A 20,492-nucleotide genomic window follows, 5' to 3' on the forward strand; every position below is an offset into this window, starting at 1 on the left:
GTAATCCGAGCGTCAATCAGAAGGTGGTTTTGAACGAGGCCGTGACCATCCCGCGGTCCTTCAGCAGAGGCGCCAGGCCTGCCTGCGAAGTGATCTGACCGGGGATGCACTGGTACAGGCCATTAGCACCGGGGGTGTTGTTGTCAGTACCGCTATTGCAGGTATCGAAGGGACCAAAAGCGTCCACGTACTTCAGGTCGAACTTGTACTTCTGATAGACGTCGGCAGCGATGCCTACGGAGTAGCTACCGGCGCCTTCGTTGCCACCCAGCTGGATGGCAGAGTTGCCCTTGAGGCCGACGTTGTAGGCCACTGGCATGGACAGATCGACACCCGGGAACACCTGGAACCAGGTCGGAGTGAAGTTGGCAGCGATGGTGTATGCATTGGTGTCGACCTTGTCGACGCCCCTGTAGCTGGAATCGCCCTTGAAGGTCTGCTTGCCGGCCTGATTGACGCTGACCAGATGGGTCATGGCACCTTCCACGGCCAAGGAGGAAGCATCCCACAACGGAGTCCTGCCAAAAGTCACCAGGCCATTGAGTACCACGTGGAAAGTCTTGCCACGGGCCAGTCCGGTATCACCTTTGCCCGGCACGGCACCGATCAGGTTGGCGCCGTTGATCTGGCCCTGGCCAGCCTCAGCACTCAATGGCCCGTTGATGGTGCTGAAATTGCTCACCAGCGGCATGTTCTCGCGATAGTTCAGATCGAGACCGACGCTGACCGGACCCACACTCTTCGACAGACTGATGCCATAGATATCGATGTCATCGGCGTAGGCGCTGAAGTATTCAGTGCCCTGGAGACCCGCCAGCCCAGCCTTATTCAGGTTAGGCGCATTGATCAGCACTGCCGGCAAGGTGTCCGAGGTGTTGCGGTAGTAGAAGCCCAGGGTGCCATCCAGCCATTCCGGACTCCACTTGGCCATCAGTCCGAAGTCGCCGGAATTGCGCGGTTTGATATCATGGCCACGCGGCGCGCCGAAAAAGGCACCATTCCCAACCGTCGGCAGTGGCAACCAGAAGACTTTCCCTCCATCGTTCAGCATGTCATAGGCCCCCATGTAGGTCCCCCCCTCGGGCAGACGGGAGTTCTGATACTCCAGGAAGTACTGAGCGCCCAGCGTCAGCTCTGGATTGACCGTGAACGACATGGAAATCTGGTTGCGCGGCAGGAACAGTTCCTTGGTTTCGGTGCCCGGCACGTTATACAGCTTGGCAAGGTCCAGGCCTGCCTGACCGTAGTTGATACCGTTGGCCGCGTTGAACAGGGTCTCGCCCCAGTACACGTTGTGCTTGCCGAGCTTGACGCTGAACATCGACTCCTCGCCGATCTCGGTGCTGTAGAACACAAAGGCATCGAGGATTTCGCCGGAGGGGCCGTTGTAATAACGATCGGTATAACCGCTCAGTCCATGCGTCTGTGCAACGTGGCCGTTCAGCGAATTGCCAGCAGGATTCGCTGAAACCAGGTTACCCGCGTTGCCCGCCTGTCCTGGAAAAGCGTTGGAATTGGAACCTGCGTTGTCATAGGCATGGTCATACCAACTCGCGCCGCTGACACGAAAGCCCATTGTCCTTTGGTAGACAACATCCAGCTCGGTCAGCAGATCGACCCGCTCAGTCACCGCTCGACCGACACGAAAGTTCTTGTCGCCGTCGTTGAGGTTGGAGGTGTTGGCGATCTTCGAGTTCTGACCTTCCACCCGTTGGCCATAACTGGTCTTGAGGGTGTTATCGAAGCGCACGGCCCAGTCTTCACTGCCAGTGTTGAACTCAAAGGCATGGGCGGCCGGCATGCAGGCCAGCAGCATAGCCGTGGCGAGCAGGCTTCGATGAAAGTAGCTGTGACTTGTTGGGTTGTGCATTACGTTGTCTCCGTTTTTTTGTTTTTTTTGTTCTAACAACGGCTCACATCCGGGTAAGGCGGCGATGCGAGTGTCTTTCAGGCACCGTTACTCAGGTGCTTACTTCCTTTCCTCCAGGGTGAGGTGAGCCAGGCTCGTCGCGCCTAGCGATCCAATGTGCGGATAAAGGCTTCAGCCTGCGGCCATTCGCCGTAACCGGCGGCCGGGTTGAGATGGCCTACAGCGCCGAGATTGACCAGTTCACTGCCCCAGTTGCGGGCCATTTGGGTCACGGCCTCCAGGCTGGCAAGGTGATCGTTGGTGCTGCCGGCCACCAGGCTGCGGAACGGCAGCGGGCCTTGGGGTAGAGGATCCCAACCATTGGTACGAAGAGTTTCAGCGGATGGGTAGCCTTGCGGCCAGCTGGCATCGAGATCCGGTGGAGCGGCCAGCAGAGCGCCCTTGATCGGACGACTGTGCCGCGCAGCCCAGTGCGCGACCATCAACACGCCGGCACTGTGGGCCACCAGAATCACCGGCCCTTCGATCTGCTCCAGTTCGTGCTGGATCGCCCGGACCCGCGCAACGCAGTCCAGCTTGTCGGCTTCAAGTGGCGGGACACTGCGCACCTTGCTCAATCTGGCCTCAAGCAACGTTTGCCAATGCTCGGCAACGTGCTCGCGCAGGCCCGGTACGATCAGAACGGTTGCGGCAGTTTGCAGTTTGTCCACGTCAACACCTTCGCTTTCTCGATGACTCGACTGGCTCATTCGCCAGAAGCTTTTTGTAGTGCTGACATTAAAGAGCCCTCACTCGACGCGCTTTTCATTTGACGTCAGTCGCTTTTCTTTTGATGACAGATTTCGAGGCGTTGAAGTGACTCTTGCGCGGGTCGAAAAAACCCTCGAGGTTGCTCCAGGTCACGGTATTCAATGCTTGAGGGTGGATTGACCCCATGAGGCAGTCATGAGCCGATACAGGAATGGGTGAACCACATCGTTCAGGGCATAACTTTTCATTTCATGACTTGCTGGATATAGTCAGCCACGCTCATTTCCACCGGAACTACTCCAGGAAAGACCTCTGCATGACTAAGCTTGTTCGCGCCGCCGTCTTGACCAACTACCTGGAAGTCACCCAGTACCTTGGGTTCAATCCGCACGATTTGCTGGCGAGCGTCGGTCTGAGCAAGTCCCAGCTACAAGCCCCCGAACAACGTATTCCGATCGATGCAGCCGTGCGCCTGCTGGAGGATTCGGCCGCCGCCAGCGGATGCCAGAGTTTCGGCCTGAGCATGGCCGAATCGCGCCAGCTCTCGGACTTCGGTGTCGTCAGCCTGCTGCTCAGCCACCAGCGCACGCTGCGTGATGCCTTGCAGGTCGTGGTGCATTACCGTCATCTGATGAACGATTCGCTGGCCATCTTCATTGAAGAGGCCGGCAAGATGGTGATCATTCGCGAGGAGGTGGTCACCGAATCACCGATGCCCTGCCGACAAGCCACTGAGCTGGCAATCGGGGTGATGTTCCGCCTGTGCGCCGCCTTGCTCGGTACACACTGGCACCCCTACAGCGTCAACTTCACGCACCAGCCCCCGGACAACCTGCACCTGCATCGCCGCCTGTTCGGCTGTAACCTGGAATTCGGCAGCGAGTTCAATGGCATTGTCTGCTCCGACGCCAGCCTCGACATGACCAATCCCCATGCCGATCCGGCGATGGCGCGCTACGCCCAGAGTTACCTCGACTCGCTGCTCAGCCACGAAGGACCATCGATGCTGTTCGAGGTGCGCAAAGCCATCTACCTGCTGTTGCCGATGGGGCGCGCCACCATCGAGCAAATCGCCCAGACCCAGGGCATGAACGTTCGGACCCTGCAGCGCCGCCTCAAAGGCGACGGCTGCGCCTTCAACGACCTGATCAACGACGTGCGTCGCGATCTGGTGCTGCGCTACCTGGAAAACCCGCATTACTCGCTAGGGCGCATTGCCGACATGCTCGGCTACTCCATGGCGAGTTCCTTCACACGCTGGTTCATCACCCAGTTCGGCATGCCACCGGCAGCCTGGCGCAGTGCGCAAAAACACGCCGCTGCCAGAGCACAGATTGACCCGACCACCCTGCCCGGCCCCACAGCACCCTGAACCGATTGAAATGGACGCATGGCTTGCAAAAAAAACGGCGACTGCTGGTACAGTCGCCGCGAAAAAACCCGTGTTTGTGATACCGGCCCAGAGCCTCACTGCACCGAGGAACCAATGCAGTGCAGCCCTCCGTAGCCGCTGGCGAAGCCTGCGTCCGGCTGCGTAGCAGTCGTAAAAACTGAGTGCGCGGTTTTCCTGAAGCACCCTATCGTTTGAATTCACGACCGCTGCGCGGCCGAACGCAGGCTACGCCAGCTGCTACGGGGAATAGGCTGGACCTGAAATTTCTTAACGGGCTTAGAACCCCCAGTGCAGCAACAGCAGCACCAGCACGACAAGGAACACCGTCTCCCCCACCATCAGCAGGATGGGCTTGATGCCGACTGCGGCCAGCTCCTTGAGTTGAGTCTTCATTCCCAAGGCGCTGATGGAAACCACCAGGCACCAGCGCGACAGTTCGTTGGCCGAGCCCTGTACCACTGGAGCGACCCAACCGGTGCTGTTGATACAGGCCAGAATCAGAAAACCGACGGCGAACCACGGTAGCAGCGGCGGTCGTTTGCCCGCCGTGTCGGCGCCCTGCATACGGGTGATCATGGTGGCGCAGAGGATCACCGGCAGCAGCATGGCGACCCGCATCAGCTTGACCACCGTGGCTATATCACCGGTTTCGGTCGACAGGCTGTAACCGGCACCGACCACCTGAGCGACATCGTGGATGGTGCCGCCGAGGAACATCCCTGCCATTTGTGGTGACAACGACAGCCAGTTGGCAATCATCGGATACAGGATCATCGCCGTGGTCGACAGTGCCGACACTCCAATGACGGTGAACAGCGTGGCACGCTCTTTCTGCGGATGATTGGGCAACGCCGCCGCTAGCGCCAGCGCCGCCGAGGCGCCACAGATCGCGGTTGCCCCACCGGTGAGCATGCCGAACAAACGCTGAAAACCCAGCGCCTTGGCCGCGACCACCGAAACGCCAATCGTCACCACCACCAGAATCACCACCAGGGCCACTGGCTTCCAGCCAAGAGCGGCAATCTGCTCCAGTGTGATGCGCATGCCCAGCAGCGCCACGCCAATGCGCAACACGGTGCGTGCCGTGAACTCGATGCCGGCCTTGCACGCGCCATCACTGGCCAGGAAGTTGAGCGCCATGCCCAGCAGCAAGGCGAACAGCATCACCGGCGCACCATAATGCTCGGACAAAAAGGAGGCTGCCGCCGCCACAATCAGACTGACGATGAAACCCGGCGCCAATTCGCGCGTTCGGCTATGGACACGGGTGAGAGCGATGGTGCTCATGGCACGGACTCCTCAGAAACAATGACGATGAATGCCTGGCCGTCGACGACCTCGACCGGGTAGTTGGCGACTTTGAGTTGGGTTGAATTGAGCAAGTAGCCGCTGCGCAGATCGAAGCGCAGGCCATGGGCGCAGCATTGAATCACCCTCCCCTCAAGGCGCCCGCCACACAGCGAGGCGCCCTGATGCGGGCAACCGTCGTCGATGGCGAACAGATCGCCCTCGACGTTGAACAACGCCAGGCTTTTGCCCTCGAATTCAACCAGCGCACGGCCTCCCGCCCGCGGGAGTTTTCCGGCAGGCACGGGTACACGCAGACTCATGCCGGTAGCCGCGCGCGATGGCTATCGAGCAAGGCTTCGCCCATGGCGCCAAGCAGTTCCTCGGCAGGCTGCGCGCCTACCACCGTCAGGCGACGGTCGAATTGAAAGCACGGCACACCGCTGCCAGCTCCTGCCTCGTTGCCGACGTAAGGATCGCCGTCACCTTGCAGAACGGAGGCCATGGCATCAGCGTCGAAGCCACACGCCTGGGCGATGGCGATCAAGGTCTCATGACAACCCAAGTCCTCGCCGTACTGGAAGTAGGCGGCGAACAGACGTTCAAGCAAGACATCACGCTGTGCCGTACTGCCCAGCACAGCGGCACGTTCCAGCAAACGATGGGCATCAGCGGTATTGGGCATGGTGGCGATGCGGCTCAGGTCGATGGGCACCCCCACCGCCATCGCGGCCTGCTGCACCTGGGCCTGGCGCATGCTTACCGCTTCGGCACTGCCCAGGCGTTTGCGATAAAACTCGACAAAGGGCTCACCCTGCACCGGCAGTTGTGGCAACAGCTGCACCCCGTGCCACACTGTGGTGATGTCCACACCCGGTTGCTGGATGCGCAAAAGATCCTGCGCGCGCTCCAGTTGGCGCTTGCCGATCAGACACCACGGGCAGATGAAATCGAAGAACACATCAATACGTAAACGACCACTCACAACTTCACCTCTAACACCGCTTGGCTAACTGAATCGTTGACACGCTCGCCCTTAAGCCGGGCAATATCCTTGTGGTAATGACACTTGGCATAAAAGAACACGGCCGCTGCCGCGATGCTGACCAATGGCACCAATTGGAAGGTGGCCTGCAAGCCGATTACATCGGACACCTTGCCGGTGATGAACGGCCCCGGGGCCAATCCGAGCATGTTGTTGGCCAGGGTCAGCGTGGCAAAGGCCGTGCCGTGGACTGAATAATGGGTCAGGTTGGCAACCATCGCCCCGGCAGGTCCGGTGGTGCCGGCGGCAATCAGCATTCCCAGGCAGATCAGCAGCAGTTGCGCAGGCCCCGCCGGCAAGGCGAACGCCGCCGACAGCAGCAGGCAACTGCCCAGGCAAAACGCGATGGCCAGGGCGACCTTTCGCTCCGGCGAGTGGCGACACAGTCGGTCGCTGAGCATGCCGCACAGAATCATCCCTGCCCCGCTGCACAGCACGATGATTGCCGCGACACCGCCCGCCTTGTCCGTTCCCATGTCGTAATAACGATTGAGGTAACTGGGCATCCACACAATCACGGTGCCACCGACAAACAGTTGCAAGCCGCTGCCGATATAGGCCGCGATCACCGAACGGCTGGAACACAGCGTGCTTAGCGGACGCTTGACCGCTGCTGCTGCCTTGTTCGCGACTTGGGCGGCGCGTTGTGGGGCGATGCGCGCTTCCTTGACGATGATCGGGTAAAGCACAGCCAGCAGCAGGCCAAACAGCGCCATGCCGGCGAACGACCAGCGCCAGCCCAACCTGGCAGCTAATACACCGCCCAGGGCCATGCCTAATACCGATCCGAACATGCCGCCCGCCATGAAGGCACTGGCAAGCGTTGCGCGCAGGTGTTTGGGAAAGACCGAAATCACCACCGCGATGCCGACGCTGCCATAGGCCGCCTCGCCGACACCCACCATGAAGCGGGCAATAAACATCTGCTGGTAGTCCTGCGCCAACGCGCAGCCTAGAGTGGCCAGACTCCACAGTAGAGCCATCAGCGCCAGGCTCTTTACCCGACCGAAGCGATCAGCCATCAACGACAGGGGAAATGTCAGCAAGCCGACCATCAAGGCGACAATGCCACTGAGCAGGCCGAGCTGGCCGTCGCTCAGGGCCCACTCGCCCTTGAGCATCGGGAACACCGCGTTCAGCACCTGGCGCGACATGTAATCGGAAATCAACAAGCCGAACGTCAGTGCAAAGACGATCCAGGCATATTTGCGCGCAACACCGACAGCACTTGAGTCGTCATCGTCTGCGACGCTTGGGTGATAGGCCATGCAGCCTCCTCGAAACTTTGTTTTATTTGTTGTTATCGAGCTTGTTGCAATACAGCGAGCGAGAGGCCGTCGACCTCTCGCCCCGGCTGCCCCTCAGCCGCGTTGCGGCACACCCTTCTGGCCAGCCTTGCGGTTGGGGGCCATACCGTTGGCCAACAGGGTTTCTTCGATACTCTGGTACTGCACACCGATGCGGTAGATCTCACGCGCTTCTTTGCCGGTGGCGATTGCGCGACCCAGCTCATGGGCTACGCGCACGGTTTGCTCGATCTGCTGCACAGAGCTGAAACGCTCGCCTTTGTGATTGATAATCGTGTCTTCAATGCCCACCCGTGGATGCATCCCCATGGACAGCGCCATGACATTGAACGGCAGCACGTTCTTCAACAGCGATTCGGCGGTCACGGTGCAGCCATCCGGCGCGCGGTGGACGAAGTTGAAGAAGTTGAACGGATTAGGGCCATCGAAACCACCGCCGATGCCGATCCAGGTCAGGTTCAACGGCCCCATGTAGACGCCTTTGCGCACCAGGCGCTCAAGTGTCTCCAGGGCGTGCATGCCGGTCAGCTGGAAATGCGGCTGGACGCCGGCAGCCATCAGGCGACGCAGGTGCTCCGCGACCCAGGCAGGACCTGCCGGCACGGTCATCTCGCTGTAGGCGGCCTGATAGGCCGGGTTAGCCAGGGACGTGCCCTCCAGGTATTCCGGATAGAGCAGCTCCATGATGTTCATCTGCGTGGTGTTGATGGCCACCGTGACCTGATCCGGCTTTGGCGTCAGCTCAGCCAGCATGTGGCGAGTATCGTCAGACAACCACTTGGCGGCTTCGCCATCGCTTTCGGGCGCGAAGGAAATCGAGCCACCGACCTGGATGATCATGTCCGGCACGGCTTCACGCACACCGGCGATCAATTCGTTGAACTTGGACAGGCGCTTGGAGCCCTTGCCGTCCAGTTCTCGCACGTGCAGGTGCAATACGGTGGCACCTGCCTCATAACAATCGACCGCCTTCTGCACCTGCTCATCCATGGTCAGGGGGATGTCTTCGGGGAAGTCTTCCGGCATCCACTCAGGCCCGTACGGAGCGACGGTGATCACCACCTTTTCCATGTTTTCCGGGTGCAGGGAATCGTCAAAAAATTGCATGAGTTACTCCTTTTATTATCATTGTCCGCCCACTCCGGACGTTGCCGGGGGACGTGTGTACGAGTGCGAATGCAGAAACGACTGATCAGTAAGTCTTGTCGCCGATGATGCCGGCACGTTCCATCTTGCGATGGCACGGCGGGTAATCCATCACGGCGTAATGCTGGGTACTGCGGTTGTCCCAGATCGCGATACTGTTGGGCTTCCAGCGCCAACGCACCTGATATTCCGGGATGTACGCCTGGCTGATCAGGTAGCGCAGCAGCTCACCCGCACCAGGGTTGGCGTCCTGGCCGAAGCGTACCCGCCCGGGGGTGTGGTAGTTGCTGAAGTGGGTGGTAAAGGCATTGACGAACAGCACCTTTTCCAAGGTTTCCGGGTGGGTGCGCACCACCGGGTGCTCGGCATCCGGGTACATCGCCTTAAGCGCCAGACGCTTATCGATCGGCATGGCGGCACCGAAGCTCGACTCGATGCTGTGGCGGGCTCGCAGATCGGAGATCTTCGCCTTCACCTCATCAGGCAAGCGCGCGTAGGCTTCCACCATGTTTGCCCACATGGTGTCGCCCCCCACTGGTGGACATTCCACGCAGCGCAGCACGCAGCCCATCGGCGGGGCCTCCCGCCAGGTAGCATCGGTGTGCCAGGCGTTCTCGTAGCGGTCCATCGACTGGTCCGGGCTCTTGTAGATGCGCACCAGCCCCGGATGATCCGGGTCGCTGCCGGCCACCGGATGATCCTCCAGCTCGCCAAAACGACGGGCGAACGCCACGTGCTCGGCGCGACTGATGTCCTGGTTACGCAGGAACACCACCCGATGCTTGAGCAGCTGAGCACGAATCTCGGCAAAAAGACCGTCGTCATGGACCGCATCGGCAAGGTTGACGCCGACCAGTTCCGCGCCAATGCTGCAGGTCAATTGTTCGACTTTCATGGAAGGCGGCTCCCTTAAATGACGAAAATCGATGAGCCCGTGGTCTTGCGTGACTCCAGGTCGCGATGAGCCTGCGCGGCATCCTGCAACGCATAGTGCTGGTTAATCTCGATCTTGATTCGACCGCTGCCGACGTGGTCGAACAGCTCGCCTGCCAGGGCGGCTTTTTCCGCCGGGTCGGCGATGTAGTCGGCCAGGGCCGGGCGGGTCATGAACAACGAGCCCTTCATCGCCAGTTGTACCGGATCGAAGGCCGGGATCGGGCCGGATGCGGTGCCGACGCAGACCATCAGGCCGCGGCGCTTGAGCGAATCCAGGGAGCCCATGAAGGTATTCTTGCCGACGCTGTCGAACACCACGTTGACACCGACGCCGTCAGTCAATTCGCGAACGCGCTGGGCGACGTCTTCATGGCTGTAGTTGATGACATGGTCGCAGCCATGGGCCCGGGCGATTTCGCCCTTGACCTCGGTGGACACGGTGCCGATGACGGTCAGGCCGAGCAGCCTGGCCCACTGCGAAACGATCAGGCCCACACCACCGGCGGCGGCGTGCAGCAGAATGCTGTCGCCGGCCTTGAAATCGTAAATGCGCCGCATCAGGTACGCCGACGTCAGGCCGCGCATGGTCATGGCCGCGGCGGTCTCGAAACTGATGGTTTCCGGAAGCTTGATCAACGGCGCGGCCGGGATCAGACGCTCGGTGCTGTAGGCACCCAATGTATTGAGAAAACCGGTGTAGGTAACGCGATCACCCACGCGTACGTTGGTAACCCCCTCGCCGATGGCCTGGACCACACCGCAGGCTTCAACCCCCATGCCGTTGGGCATCGGGATCGGGTAGGTGCCATTGCGAAAGTAGGTGTCGGCATAGTTCAGGCCGACCGCCACATGACGAAGACGAGCCTGGCCTGGACCGGGTTCGCCAACTTCGACCTCCTCATAACGGAGGACTTCGGGACCACCTGTTTCGTAGAAGCGTATGGCTTTGGCCATGTTTTCTTATTCTCCAGTCTGCAAGATTGGCGTGCAGCGTCGATTTGCGCTGATTGGACTGTAGGACGCAGTCCGGCAAGCCGCTTCTCATCAGACGACAATGGCTTTTCATTTCATGACAGCTACCCGGGTGGTGTGCGCTGTATCAACGCCTGAGGTGGATGACTTATCCAGTACCGCTCGATACCCTTGCGCACCTCGGTACCTGACGGTGTTCCAGGTCAAACCACACTCCATCCAGACGAGCATGTAATGAAATCCCCCGCAGGTTTGCTGCTGTCGGGTATTGAGCTGGACCGTGCCAGCTCCATCCCCCTGTACCGCCAACTCTATTTGCAGATTCGCAAACAGATTCTCAGTGGAAGAATTCAAGGGGGCGTGCGCCTGCCGTCGACCCGGACCTTGAGCAAAGAGCTTGCGCTGTCGCGGATCACTATTCTCAATGCCTTTGATCAACTGATTGCCGAAGGCTTTCTGGCCTCGCGTACCGGGGCCGGTACCTATGTCGGCAATGAGTGGGAAAGCCGTGGTATTGCCGACGATGAGCGGCAGCGCCAGCCGCCTCGCCTGTCCAATCTGAGCCAATCCATGTTGTCGCTGCGCAGCAATCATTTCCGCGGGGTTTGCTATGCCGACTGGGACCCCGCAAGCCCTACCTCATTCCTGCCCAGCCACAGCACTTACGACGCGTTCCCGCAGCATATCTGGAAGCGCCTGATGAACCGCCACCTGCACAAGCCGACCAAGGCCATGCTCGGCTATGGCGAACTGCAAGGATTGCTGGCCCTGCGCAAGGCGATTGCCGAATACGTCTTTGATGCCCGTGGCATCGACTGCAGTGCCGAGCAGGTGGTCATCGTTTCCGGCGCCCAGCAAGCCTTTAACCTGCTGGGCATGCTGTTGCTCAATCCACAGGACAGCCTGTGGATGGAGGATCCGGGGCATATCGCGGCGCGAATCGCGCTCCAGGCCCAGGGTGGTCTGGTGGTCCCGTTGCGTATCGACGAACAGGGGATCGATATCCAGCAAGGCCTGGCTCAGTGCCCTGACGCCCGCCTGGTGTTTACCACGCCTTCTCGCCAGCATCCCTTGGGCGTCACCATGAGTTATGCACGGCGCCAGGAACTCATCGACTGGGCCGCGCGCAACCAAAGCTGGATCATCGAGGACGACTGCGACAGTGAATTTCGCTACAACGGCCGCCCCCTGCCTGCACTCTATGCCATGGACCAATGGGCCCGGGTGATCTACGTCGGAACGTTCAGCAAAGTGCTCTTCCCCTCGCTACGACTGGGTTACGTGATACTGCCGCACGCCTTGATCGAACCCTTCTGCACCCTGCGGGCGGTCATGGATCGCAGCCCGCCCACACTGCTGCAGGCCGTGACAGCAGACTTCATGGGCGAAGGCCACTTTCTGGGCCATATTCGTCGCATGCGTGCGCTGTACCAGACTCGCCAGCAAGCACTGGTCAAACAACTGCAGCAACGGCTGGGCGGTTTCTTCAAGATCACCCCGGTGGAAGCCGGCATGCACCTGATCGCCTGGCTGCCACCCAAGCTTGATGACGACGCCATCGCCAAGGAACTGGCCAGGCATAATATTCACACCTATGCCCTGAGCGACTACTGCCTTGAGCATGTCCTGCCACCTGCTCTACTGATCGGTTTTGCCGGCACACCTGAGGACCAGGCCGAGGAGCGCGTCGAAGCACTTGCCCAGGCCTTGAGCAAAATGGGGTACCTGCAGCAGGCCACTTGAAGCAAGGCAAGTGGTCTTATGATTTAACTGATAATGGATCTATCGAGAGTTCCTGACTGGCGCGATAAAGGCTGCGCCGGTAGACCCGGCGTCTGAACCAGGAATAACTCGAATGAACAATAAGATCCAGGAACGATTCAATGCCTTGCTCAGCCACAAGGCTGTCGAGGCAGGGGCACCTCCCGCACTGACTGGAGCACTGGCCCGCCGGCTGCTCGACCGACTTGGGCAACTGCGCTTGTTTGCTCATGCCTACCCCTTGCTGACCAACCTCACCCATGGCCGTGTCACACCTGGCGACCTGCTGGACTTCGCCTATCGCCACGAGCTGCAGGGTCTGAGCCTGCACTTGCTCGATGGCGAGGAAAACAGCCTGAGTCAAATGACACCTACGCAACTACAGGCGTTTGCTGACAAGGCCAATGCGCTCGGACTGGATGTGCACCTGGAAATCAGCAGCACGCTGAAAAAAGATGTCGATCAGGTGATCGCCATTGCCAAGGCCCTGGGAGCCCGCAACATACGCGTTTACTCACGCTACGAGGGGACGCTGTCGCAGGTCATGGAGGTGATCGAGTCAGACCTGCATTACCTCGCGCAGCAGGCAGACGAGCATGACCTGTTCTTCGACTTCGAGCAGCATGAGGAACTCAAGAGCGCCGAGATCGCGCAACTGCTGAATCGGCTCAACCACCCCCGACTGCATGCCTTGTTCGACTTCGGCAACATGATCAATGCCTGCGAACAGCCCCTGCAGGCGCTCCGTACCCTGGCGCCGCACATACGCCAGACCCACCTCAAGGGTGTGCGTATCGTCCCCGAGCAAAACGGATTCGGCCATTACGGCGTGCTGCAGGGCTGTGACGAAGACGATCTGCCCAACGCACGCATGGTGTTCGAACTGTTGATGCTCGGCGAATCAACCCCGCAAGTGATCGCGTTCATCCTTGAGCAGGAAAACCACTACGTCGCCCCGGCGTTCCGCCAGACCCTTGAGGCCGCCGACCCGTTCATTGCGTACCGGGAAATGAGTGCAACGGCGCTGCCTGGCGGCTATTCGCTTGAGCGAATGTTGGCCGATGAACACCGTTGGGCAAACAACCAGGTCGCCTATGTACGAAGCCTGCTGGCCGAGCTCCGAACCCTGGCCGAGTTGACCCTGGACAACGGCGCAAACGCCTGAACGTGACGTGACAACCGGTACTGCTTACCCGATTACGCCTGGAGAACAATAATGACAACTCGTGACAAGGCCAAATGGCTCAGATTCCTGATTCTCATCCTCGGTGGGGGCACCATTTACAAACTGTCGAGCCTCAAGGACGCCTTCTATGTGCCCATGCAAGAATTCATGGGATTAACCCATACTGAAATCGGCCTGCTGCTGAGCGCCAACGCCATTATCGCCACCGCGCTGTTTGTCGTAGGCGGTCTGCTCGCAGACCGTTTCGACACACGCAAGCTGATTCCCATCGGTCTGCTCGGCACCGGCAGTCTGGGGCTCTACCTGGCGACCTTCCCGCCCTTCAGCAATTTGCTGATCGTGTTCAGCCTGTTGGCCGTCTGTGCCGATTGCATCTTCTGGCCCTCGCTGCTCAAGGCCATCCGCAATCTGGGTGACGACCAGGAACAGGGGCGGTTGTTCGGTCTTCTGGAAGGCGGGCGTGGTGTTATCGATACTCTGGTCGCCTTTTCTGCTTTGGGTGTCTTCGTCGCCATGGGCTCCGGTGAGGCCGGCCTGAAATCGGCGATCCTGTTTTATTCGGTCATCGACATTCTTGCCGGAATCCTGACCTGGTTTCTGCTCAAGGGCGGCACCGCGCAATCGACTGCCAAGCCGAAAAACGGTTTGTCGAACCTGCTCGAGGCCATCAAGGTGCCGGGTATCTGGCTGGTCAGCCTCAACGTGTTCATGGTCTATATCGTGTACTGCGGCCTGACCTACTTCATTCCCTACCTCAAGGACATGTACGAACTGCCCGTGGCACTGGTGGGCGCTTACGGCATCATCAATCAGTACTTTCTCAAGATCCTGGGCGGCCCTGCCGGTGGCTTCATTGCCGACAAGCAGTTCAAGAGCACCAGCCGCTATCTGAAATGGGCATTCCTGGCTTTGCTGCCGCTCATGGGCGTCGTCATGCTCATCCCGAAAAACCCGAGTTTCATCTACGCGGGCATGGCCGCCACGCTGTCCTTTGCACTCATCGTGTTCTCCATGCGCGGCGTGTTCTGGGCGCCCATGGGTGAAGTCGGTATCCCTCAGCACATCACCGGTTCAGCCTTCGGTATCGGTTGCCTGATCGGCTACGCACCGGGCATGTTCGCTTACGTCATCTATGGCGCAATCCTCGACCATTTCCCCGGCCAGCAAGGCTACAACTACGTCTTCAGTTTGATGAGTCTGTTGGCCATTCTTGGATTCATGGTGTCCAGCCTGCTGTATCAGGCTGTCCGGAATAACTCCACGACCACCGGCGAAATTAGCGCAGTGCAAACCTGAACATCGCCCTGGTAACCGGAAACTGGTCGGCGTAATGCCTCTTCCTGGAAAATCAGCCCTGGCGCATGCCAGTCAGAAATGAGCGAAACGATCATTTGAATGATTGAATTGCGCAGATTAAGTTGTTGGCCTAAGATCAATTTGACTGAATCAATCACCAGATGATCGATTCAGTCAGTTTCGAGGTGAAACACGTCTTGCCAAACAATTATAAAAGGAGACCTTCGTGGCCCAGATTCCTATCAAGCGCACCATTGAACGCATCCCCGGCGGCATGATGATCGTGCCTCTGCTGATCGGCTCACTCGTGGCGACATTCCTGCCTGACACGCCCAAATTTTTCGGATCATTCACCAATGCGCTGTTCACCGGCGCGTTGCCCATTCTGGCGGTGTTCTACGTGTGCATGGGCGCGAGCATCAATATCAAGGCCACGCCTTACCTGCTCAAAAAGGGCGGCACGCTGCTCATCACCAAAGTCGGCATCGCCGTGCTCATCGGCATTGTGCTTGGCCACTTCCTGGGTGAGCAGCCGGTATCCTCCGGGCTTTTCGCCGGTATCTCCACGCTGGCGGTGGTCGCCGCAATGAACGACACCAACGGCGGCTTGTACATGGCGTTGATGGGACAGTACGGCCGCTCCGAAGACGTCGGCGCCTATTCGGTGATGTCGCTGGAGTCCGGGCCTTTTCTGACCATGGTTACCCTCGGCATTGCCGGCTTGTCAGCCTTCCCCTGGCCGACGCTGGTGGGCAGCATCCTGCCGTTGGCCCTGGGCATGCTGCTGGGCAACCTCGACCGCGACATGCGCGACTTCCTGGCCAAGGCCGTGCCGGTGATGATCCCGTTCTTCGCCCTCGCACTGGGTGCCAGCCTCGACCTGCATAACGTCTGGCAGGCTGGTTTGCTGGGTCTTGGCATGGGTGTCGCGGTGGTCGTGCTGACCGGCATTCCGCTGTTTTTCGCCGATCGTTTGACCGGCGGCACCGGTGTTGCCGGCGTGGCGGCAGCCACCACCGCGGGCAATGCCGCCGCCGTTCCGGCGTTGATCGCAGCGGCGAATCCGGTGTACGCCGAAGCGGCCAAGAGCGCGACAATTCTGGTGGCTGCCTGCGTTGTGGTCACCGCGATCCTCGCACCGTTACTCACTGCAGCGGTGGCCAAACGCGTGCAACTGCGCAATCCCGTGGTCATCCCCGAGTCGGACCTCCAACCGCAAAAACAGGAAGCCCTGCGATGAGCATTCTGATCATCGCAGACGATCTGTCCGGCGCGGCGGATTGTGCCATCGGCTTTGCCAGCGCGGGGATGCAAACGGTCGTCACGCTCGAGCCTTTGCATGACAAGGCTGACGCCCAGGTGATTGCCGCCGATACGGACACACGGCGCCTGTCCCCGACGCAAGCCGCCGAACGCACAGTCGCTGCGTACAAGGCGCTGCAGCGTCCCGGTCAGCGGCTGTACAAGAAAATCGATTCGACCTTGCGCGGCAACTGGGCGGCGGAAGTTGCCGCCCTGCAACCGCTGGCGGGTCTGGCCATCGTCGCCCCGGCGTTTCCTGCAACCGGGCGCACGTTGCGAGGTGGCCGGGTGTTCGTCAACGGCCAGCCGCTGGAAACCACCGATACCTGGAAGCTCGAAAACGCCGATCGTCCGGCGGATGTCGAGGCGATGCTGGTGGCCGCTGGCCTGAGTACCGCCAAGCTTGATCTCGACACCTTGCGCGGTAATGAAGAAGCACTCGTGCGTCACATCGCTGAAGTGGCGAGCAAGGGTACCCAGGCGCTGATCGTCGATGCACAAACCGAAGACGACCTGCTGACGATCGCTCGCCTGACCGCGTCGATGGAACAGCCGCTGTTCTGGATCGGCTCGGGTGGGCTGGCGCGGGAAATCGCCAGTCTTGCGGATTTTTCCGAAGCACGCTTCACGGCTATCGAACCCACAGCGCTGGAAAAAAGTCAGGCACCGATTCTGATCATGGTCGGCAGCCTGTCAGGTGTCTGCGAACGGCAATGCGCACTGCTCAAGGAGCGCGGCGGGGTCAGCGAACTGGTTGTCCCGCCCGAAGTCCTTCGCCAAGGCACGACGCACGTCGATTGGGCGCTGTGGCAAGCGCGCATCGGCGAGCGGTTGGACGGCTGGAGCGACCTGCTGCTGCGCATTGGTCGCGATGAGGCGTTCGATCCCCAGGAGGGCGCTCAACTCTCAACCCGGTTGGCCGTGCTGGTAGAACCACACTTCGCCAAGATCGGCGGCCTGATTGCCACGGGCGGCGAGACGGCGCGGGCCATATTGACCACCGTCGGCATCGACAGCCTGCAATTGCTCACGGAAATCGAAGCCGGCGTGGCTTTCGCGCGCCCCACCGTTTCCCGGCAAGGGCATCGTCCCGGCATTGTTACCAAGGCAGGTGCATTCGGCACTGACCACGCCTTGTATGCGGCATGGCAGCACTTGAGCGAACGCGCCGATCGCTCCCCGCCCCAACGTACACGAATCCAAGGACTCCAATGAACACTATGAGCAACTACCTCCCCATCATCGGCATCACCATGGGCGATGCCTCAGGTGTCGGCCCGGAAATCATCGTCAAGAGCCTGACCCACGACATCGTCTACCAACAATGCCGGCCATTGGTGATCGGCGATGCGCGGCGTCTGGAGCAGGCCAACGTGATCGTCGGCGGCAGCGCCAAAGTGCGCCGTATCGAAGACGCCTCCCAGGCTTTGTACGAGGCCGGCACCATCGATTGCATCGACCTCGACCTGATCCCCGATGACCTGCCGTTTGGCGAGCTGTCACCCATTGCCGGTGACGCCGCTTATCAATACATCGCCCGCGCTGTGGAACTGGCCGAGGCCAAACAGATCGATGCGATCTGCACCGCGCCGCTGAACAAGGAAGCGCTGCACGCCGGCGGCCACAAATACCCCGGCCACACCGAAATGCTCGCGCACCTGACCCACGTCGACGAAGTGTCGATGATGCTGGTGGCACCGCAGCTGCGGGTGATTCACGTCACGACCCACATCGGCATCATCGATGCGATCCGCAAGATCGAACCGGGCCTGGTCCAGCGCACTATCGAACGCGGCAACGCCACACTGATCAAGGCAGGCATCGCCCGTCCCCGGATTGGCGTGTGCGGGATCAACCCGCATGCCGGTGAAAACGGCCTGTTCGGTTATGGCGAAGAGGAAGAAAAAATCATCCCGGCGGTGAAGTTGCTGCAGGAACGCGGCCTCGACGTGACCGGCCCGTTGCCGGCCGACACCCTGTTCTTCCGCGCCGGGCGTGGCGACTTCGATCTGGTGGTGGCGATGTATCACGACCAGGGCCACGGTCCCGTCAAAGTACTGGGGCTCGAAGCCGGGGTGAACGTGACCGTCGGCCTTGAAGTGATCCGCACCTCGGTCGATCACGGCACCGCCTTCGACATCGCCGGCAAGGGCATCGCCGATGAGCGCAGCCTGCTCGAAGCACTGCGCCAGGGCGCGGAGCTGGCCACACGACGGGGATGAGGTGCAGCGGCACTGTCGTGTAAGATCGACCACCGCCCAACCAACGAGACCCGCCATGAAAGTGTCCGAACGCCACCGCGCCATCCTCGATCTCGTACGCATCGGCGATGCCAACGTCGAGCAATTGAGCGCGGCCCTCGGCGTATCGGAGGCGACCGTGCGGCGCGACCTGACCATGCTCGCCAAGCAGCGGCACCTGGTCCGCACCTACGGCGGCGCCACCGCTGTGGTGGGCGTCCATGAACCGGAAGCCTCGCTGGAAGAGCGCAAAACCAGCCAGTGGGAACAGAAAGACGCCATCGCCCTTGCAGCGGCTGCCCACGTCCAGGACGGCGACACCGTCCTGCTCGACGGCGGCACCACTTGCGCCGCATTGGCTCATCATCTGTGCTCACGACAGGACGTGCACGTGGTGACCAACAACCTGCTCGCCGTAATGACCCTGGCCAACGCGCCGGGCGTGCGCCTGACCTTGATCGGCGGTGATTTGCGCGGCTCGAGCATGAGCACCTTGGGGCCATTGGCCGAGCTGACGTTGAGCCGCCTGAGCGTGGACAAAGCCTTCCTCGGCGCAGACGGCGTCGTCGCGGAATTCGGCTTGTGCGAGGCGAGTGCGCAGCAGGCTTATCTCAAGGAATGCATCATCAAGCGGGCTGCGCAGATCGTCGTTCTCGCCGACACCGACAAACTGGGGCGGGCGCGGCAGCAGCATTGGACGCCTATCGAACGCGAATGGCGATTGATTACTTGTGCTACTGCCGATGAAGCTGCGCTCGCACCGTTTCACGCGATTGCGCAAATCACTGTGGAAACCGTGGACCTCGCCTGATTGCCTACCTATTGTGGGGAGCGAGGCATTGCGCCAGGAAACCCCGACGTTTTTCAGCAGCCCAGTCTGAACAACGCAGGATACCGAGAAATTGTGCCCCCGTTCATGCTGCTCACCCTGTGCCGTTTTGATATGGGCAGCGCGCTGACAGGCCAGTTGAGTCGTCAAGCCCGGTACACCCAATGCGGCGAAATCGAAGACATAATGAGCCACCCAGGTTCGCTCTCCCGCCTTCTGGAAACGTGCTCCAGTTTGCCGGTCCGTGACTTGCTCCGTCCCCCTGATTGCCAAACGGAAAGTCGCTTGAGCCACTCAGATGTTGATAACCCAGACTGAAAACGTGGCCTGCCAGACTGTAGGTGAACACGCCTGCAACCACACAGCTGCAGCCCCTCACGACAGGCTGCAAATCGGCCAATACCCGATATCTCTCCCCTGGCCCGATAGCAGGCGTTTTCGGTCCATGTACCGTCACAACCACCGCGTGAAACCTTGCGCGAAAATCTGTCATGACATGTTATGACCACATCCAAAAAGGCGTTTGGCCCAACAAATACGGCGTTAAATGGACGAATGGTCGAGAGGCGTCAAGCACGGGGAATTGCCGGGAGCCTGAAGCCACTACAGGCGACTCGGATCGGTGCGTTCGTCGCGGTGAAGTGAACTTCCCTTTCACCACGTGTCACATTAGGTCCTTGTCAAGCGAACTTAAGTGGAGGTACAACCTTATGAGCATGACCACAATTGTCAGTGCCGTGATTTCCAGTCTCGTACCAAGTGTCTTCGACCAGAACAGCCTGCAAGAACCCGGCGCCCATGTCTCAGCCGTCGAATACCACTACGGGATGGACATCGATGTGAAACGGGTACTGCAGCGCACCGACACATCCGACAAGACCGGCGTGGTACCGGTGACCCTGGTCTACGAAGACAGCGAGGGCGAGGTGCACAAGATCCGTTTCCTCGAATGGGGTGCAAGCCCCGCCGCCCCCACCAGCATTGCCTGATCCGCTCGCCGATAGGGTTCTGGGCCTCGTGCCCCCCAGAAGCGGAAGTTAAACCTCATATGCGCCAAGTGCGGATGATGTTTTTTGTTACCTGAAAATGGACATGATCGAATGATTAAAAGTTCATTCGCGAAAATCGCTATTGTCCTGGCAGCGTAATACCGCAAGATTAATTAATATTAA

General features: G+C 60.0%; 18 protein-coding genes and 1 pseudogene. 9 read left to right on the forward strand and 10 right to left on the reverse strand.

What is annotated here, in order from left to right; all coding sequences use genetic code 11:
- Positions 1 to 16: 16 nt before the first annotated feature.
- Positions 17 to 1,870 carry a DUF1302 domain-containing protein gene (locus AC07W5_RS26220; RefSeq protein ID WP_495024578.1) on the reverse strand — a complete coding sequence of 618 codons (1,854 nt, stop codon included), beginning with the start codon at positions 1,868 to 1,870 and terminating at the stop codon, positions 17 to 19.
- Positions 1,871 to 2,013: 143 nt separating this feature from the next.
- On the reverse strand, positions 2,014 to 2,580 hold the full coding sequence (locus AC07W5_RS26225; RefSeq protein WP_494994764.1) for an RBBP9/YdeN family alpha/beta hydrolase: 567 nt from the start codon (positions 2,578 to 2,580) through the stop codon (positions 2,014 to 2,016).
- Positions 2,581 to 2,936: 356 nt separating this feature from the next.
- On the opposite strand from AC07W5_RS26225, the gene AC07W5_RS26230 reads away from it, so the two are divergent.
- Positions 2,937 to 3,992, forward strand: coding sequence for an AraC family transcriptional regulator (locus AC07W5_RS26230; RefSeq protein WP_495024579.1), 1,056 nt, complete (start codon positions 2,937 to 2,939; stop codon positions 3,990 to 3,992).
- A gap of 297 nt (positions 3,993 to 4,289) precedes the next feature.
- Here AC07W5_RS26230 and AC07W5_RS26235 read toward each other — a convergent pair whose 3' ends face one another.
- From AC07W5_RS26235 to AC07W5_RS26265, 7 genes are all read right to left on the reverse strand, one after another.
- Entirely contained in the window at positions 4,290 to 5,300 is a 1,011-nt protein-coding gene (locus AC07W5_RS26235) for a YeiH family protein (RefSeq protein WP_495024580.1), read from the reverse strand.
- On the reverse strand, positions 5,297 to 5,623 hold the full coding sequence (locus AC07W5_RS26240) for a Rieske (2Fe-2S) protein (protein ID WP_495024581.1): 327 nt from the start codon (positions 5,621 to 5,623) through the stop codon (positions 5,297 to 5,299). The genes AC07W5_RS26235 and AC07W5_RS26240 overlap by 4 nt, the downstream gene beginning before the upstream one ends.
- Positions 5,620 to 6,285, reverse strand: a complete 666-nt coding sequence (locus tag AC07W5_RS26245) for a DsbA family oxidoreductase (RefSeq protein ID WP_495024582.1) — start codon at positions 6,283 to 6,285, stop codon at positions 5,620 to 5,622. The genes AC07W5_RS26240 and AC07W5_RS26245 overlap by 4 nt, the downstream gene beginning before the upstream one ends.
- Positions 6,282 to 7,613 carry an MFS transporter gene (locus AC07W5_RS26250; protein ID WP_495024583.1) on the reverse strand — a complete coding sequence of 444 codons (1,332 nt, stop codon included), beginning with the start codon at positions 7,611 to 7,613 and terminating at the stop codon, positions 6,282 to 6,284. The genes AC07W5_RS26245 and AC07W5_RS26250 overlap by 4 nt, the downstream gene beginning before the upstream one ends.
- A gap of 93 nt (positions 7,614 to 7,706) precedes the next feature.
- On the reverse strand, positions 7,707 to 8,759 hold the full coding sequence (locus tag AC07W5_RS26255) for a beta-keto acid cleavage family enzyme (RefSeq protein ID WP_494994758.1): 1,053 nt from the start codon (positions 8,757 to 8,759) through the stop codon (positions 7,707 to 7,709).
- 85 nt (positions 8,760 to 8,844) lie between these two features.
- Complete coding sequence (locus AC07W5_RS26260) at positions 8,845 to 9,693, reverse strand: TauD/TfdA dioxygenase family protein (protein ID WP_494994757.1); 849 nt, start codon at positions 9,691 to 9,693, stop codon at positions 8,845 to 8,847.
- Between the two features lie 14 nt (positions 9,694 to 9,707).
- Positions 9,708 to 10,688 (reverse strand): quinone oxidoreductase family protein, encoded by a 981-nt coding sequence (locus tag AC07W5_RS26265; protein WP_495024584.1) that lies wholly within the window; start codon positions 10,686 to 10,688, stop codon positions 9,708 to 9,710.
- A 252-nt stretch (positions 10,689 to 10,940) separates the two neighbouring features.
- Here AC07W5_RS26265 and pdxR point away from each other — a divergent pair, with 252 nt between their 5' ends.
- The 7 genes from pdxR to AC07W5_RS26300 all read left to right on the forward strand — a co-directional run bounded on the left by pdxR (position 10,941) and on the right by AC07W5_RS26300 (position 19,302).
- The gene (pdxR, locus tag AC07W5_RS26270) at positions 10,941 to 12,449 is read left to right on the forward strand and encodes a MocR-like pyridoxine biosynthesis transcription factor PdxR (RefSeq protein ID WP_495024585.1); all 1,509 of its coding nucleotides are present in this window, start codon (positions 10,941 to 10,943) and stop codon (positions 12,447 to 12,449) included.
- 112 nt (positions 12,450 to 12,561) lie between these two features.
- A complete protein-coding gene (locus AC07W5_RS26275) occupies positions 12,562 to 13,632 on the forward strand; it encodes a sugar phosphate isomerase/epimerase family protein (protein ID WP_495024586.1) in 1,071 nt (356 codons plus the stop codon).
- A gap of 51 nt (positions 13,633 to 13,683) precedes the next feature.
- Positions 13,684 to 14,949, forward strand: a complete 1,266-nt coding sequence (locus AC07W5_RS26280; protein ID WP_495024587.1) for an MFS transporter — start codon at positions 13,684 to 13,686, stop codon at positions 14,947 to 14,949.
- Between the two features lie 226 nt (positions 14,950 to 15,175).
- Positions 15,176 to 16,189: a 2-keto-3-deoxygluconate permease gene (locus AC07W5_RS26285; protein WP_495011749.1), complete on the forward strand. Its 1,014-nt coding sequence runs from the start codon at positions 15,176 to 15,178 to the stop codon at positions 16,187 to 16,189.
- Complete coding sequence (locus tag AC07W5_RS26290) at positions 16,186 to 17,466, forward strand: four-carbon acid sugar kinase family protein (RefSeq protein WP_495011748.1); 1,281 nt, start codon at positions 16,186 to 16,188, stop codon at positions 17,464 to 17,466. Before AC07W5_RS26285 ends, AC07W5_RS26290 begins: the two co-directional genes overlap by 4 nt.
- Positions 17,467 to 17,471: 5 nt before the next feature.
- The gene (gene pdxA / locus AC07W5_RS26295; protein ID WP_413422343.1) at positions 17,472 to 18,473 is read left to right on the forward strand and encodes a 4-hydroxythreonine-4-phosphate dehydrogenase PdxA; all 1,002 of its coding nucleotides are present in this window, start codon (positions 17,472 to 17,474) and stop codon (positions 18,471 to 18,473) included.
- 55 nt (positions 18,474 to 18,528) lie between these two features.
- The gene (locus tag AC07W5_RS26300; protein WP_429371950.1) at positions 18,529 to 19,302 is read left to right on the forward strand and encodes a DeoR/GlpR family DNA-binding transcription regulator; all 774 of its coding nucleotides are present in this window, start codon (positions 18,529 to 18,531) and stop codon (positions 19,300 to 19,302) included.
- A gap of 78 nt (positions 19,303 to 19,380) precedes the next feature.
- Here AC07W5_RS26300 and AC07W5_RS26305 read toward each other — a convergent pair.
- Positions 19,381 to 19,614, reverse strand: a pseudogene (locus tag AC07W5_RS26305) (OprD family outer membrane porin); the annotation flags it as partial.
- Between the two features lie 416 nt (positions 19,615 to 20,030).
- Here AC07W5_RS26305 and AC07W5_RS26310 point away from each other — a divergent pair.
- Positions 20,031 to 20,309, forward strand: coding sequence for a DUF2790 domain-containing protein (locus AC07W5_RS26310; RefSeq protein ID WP_495024588.1), 279 nt, complete (start codon positions 20,031 to 20,033; stop codon positions 20,307 to 20,309).
- The last annotated feature ends 183 nt before the right edge of the window (positions 20,310 to 20,492 follow it).

This window comes from Pseudomonas sp. GW821-FHT01E05 (assembly GCF_059422425.1).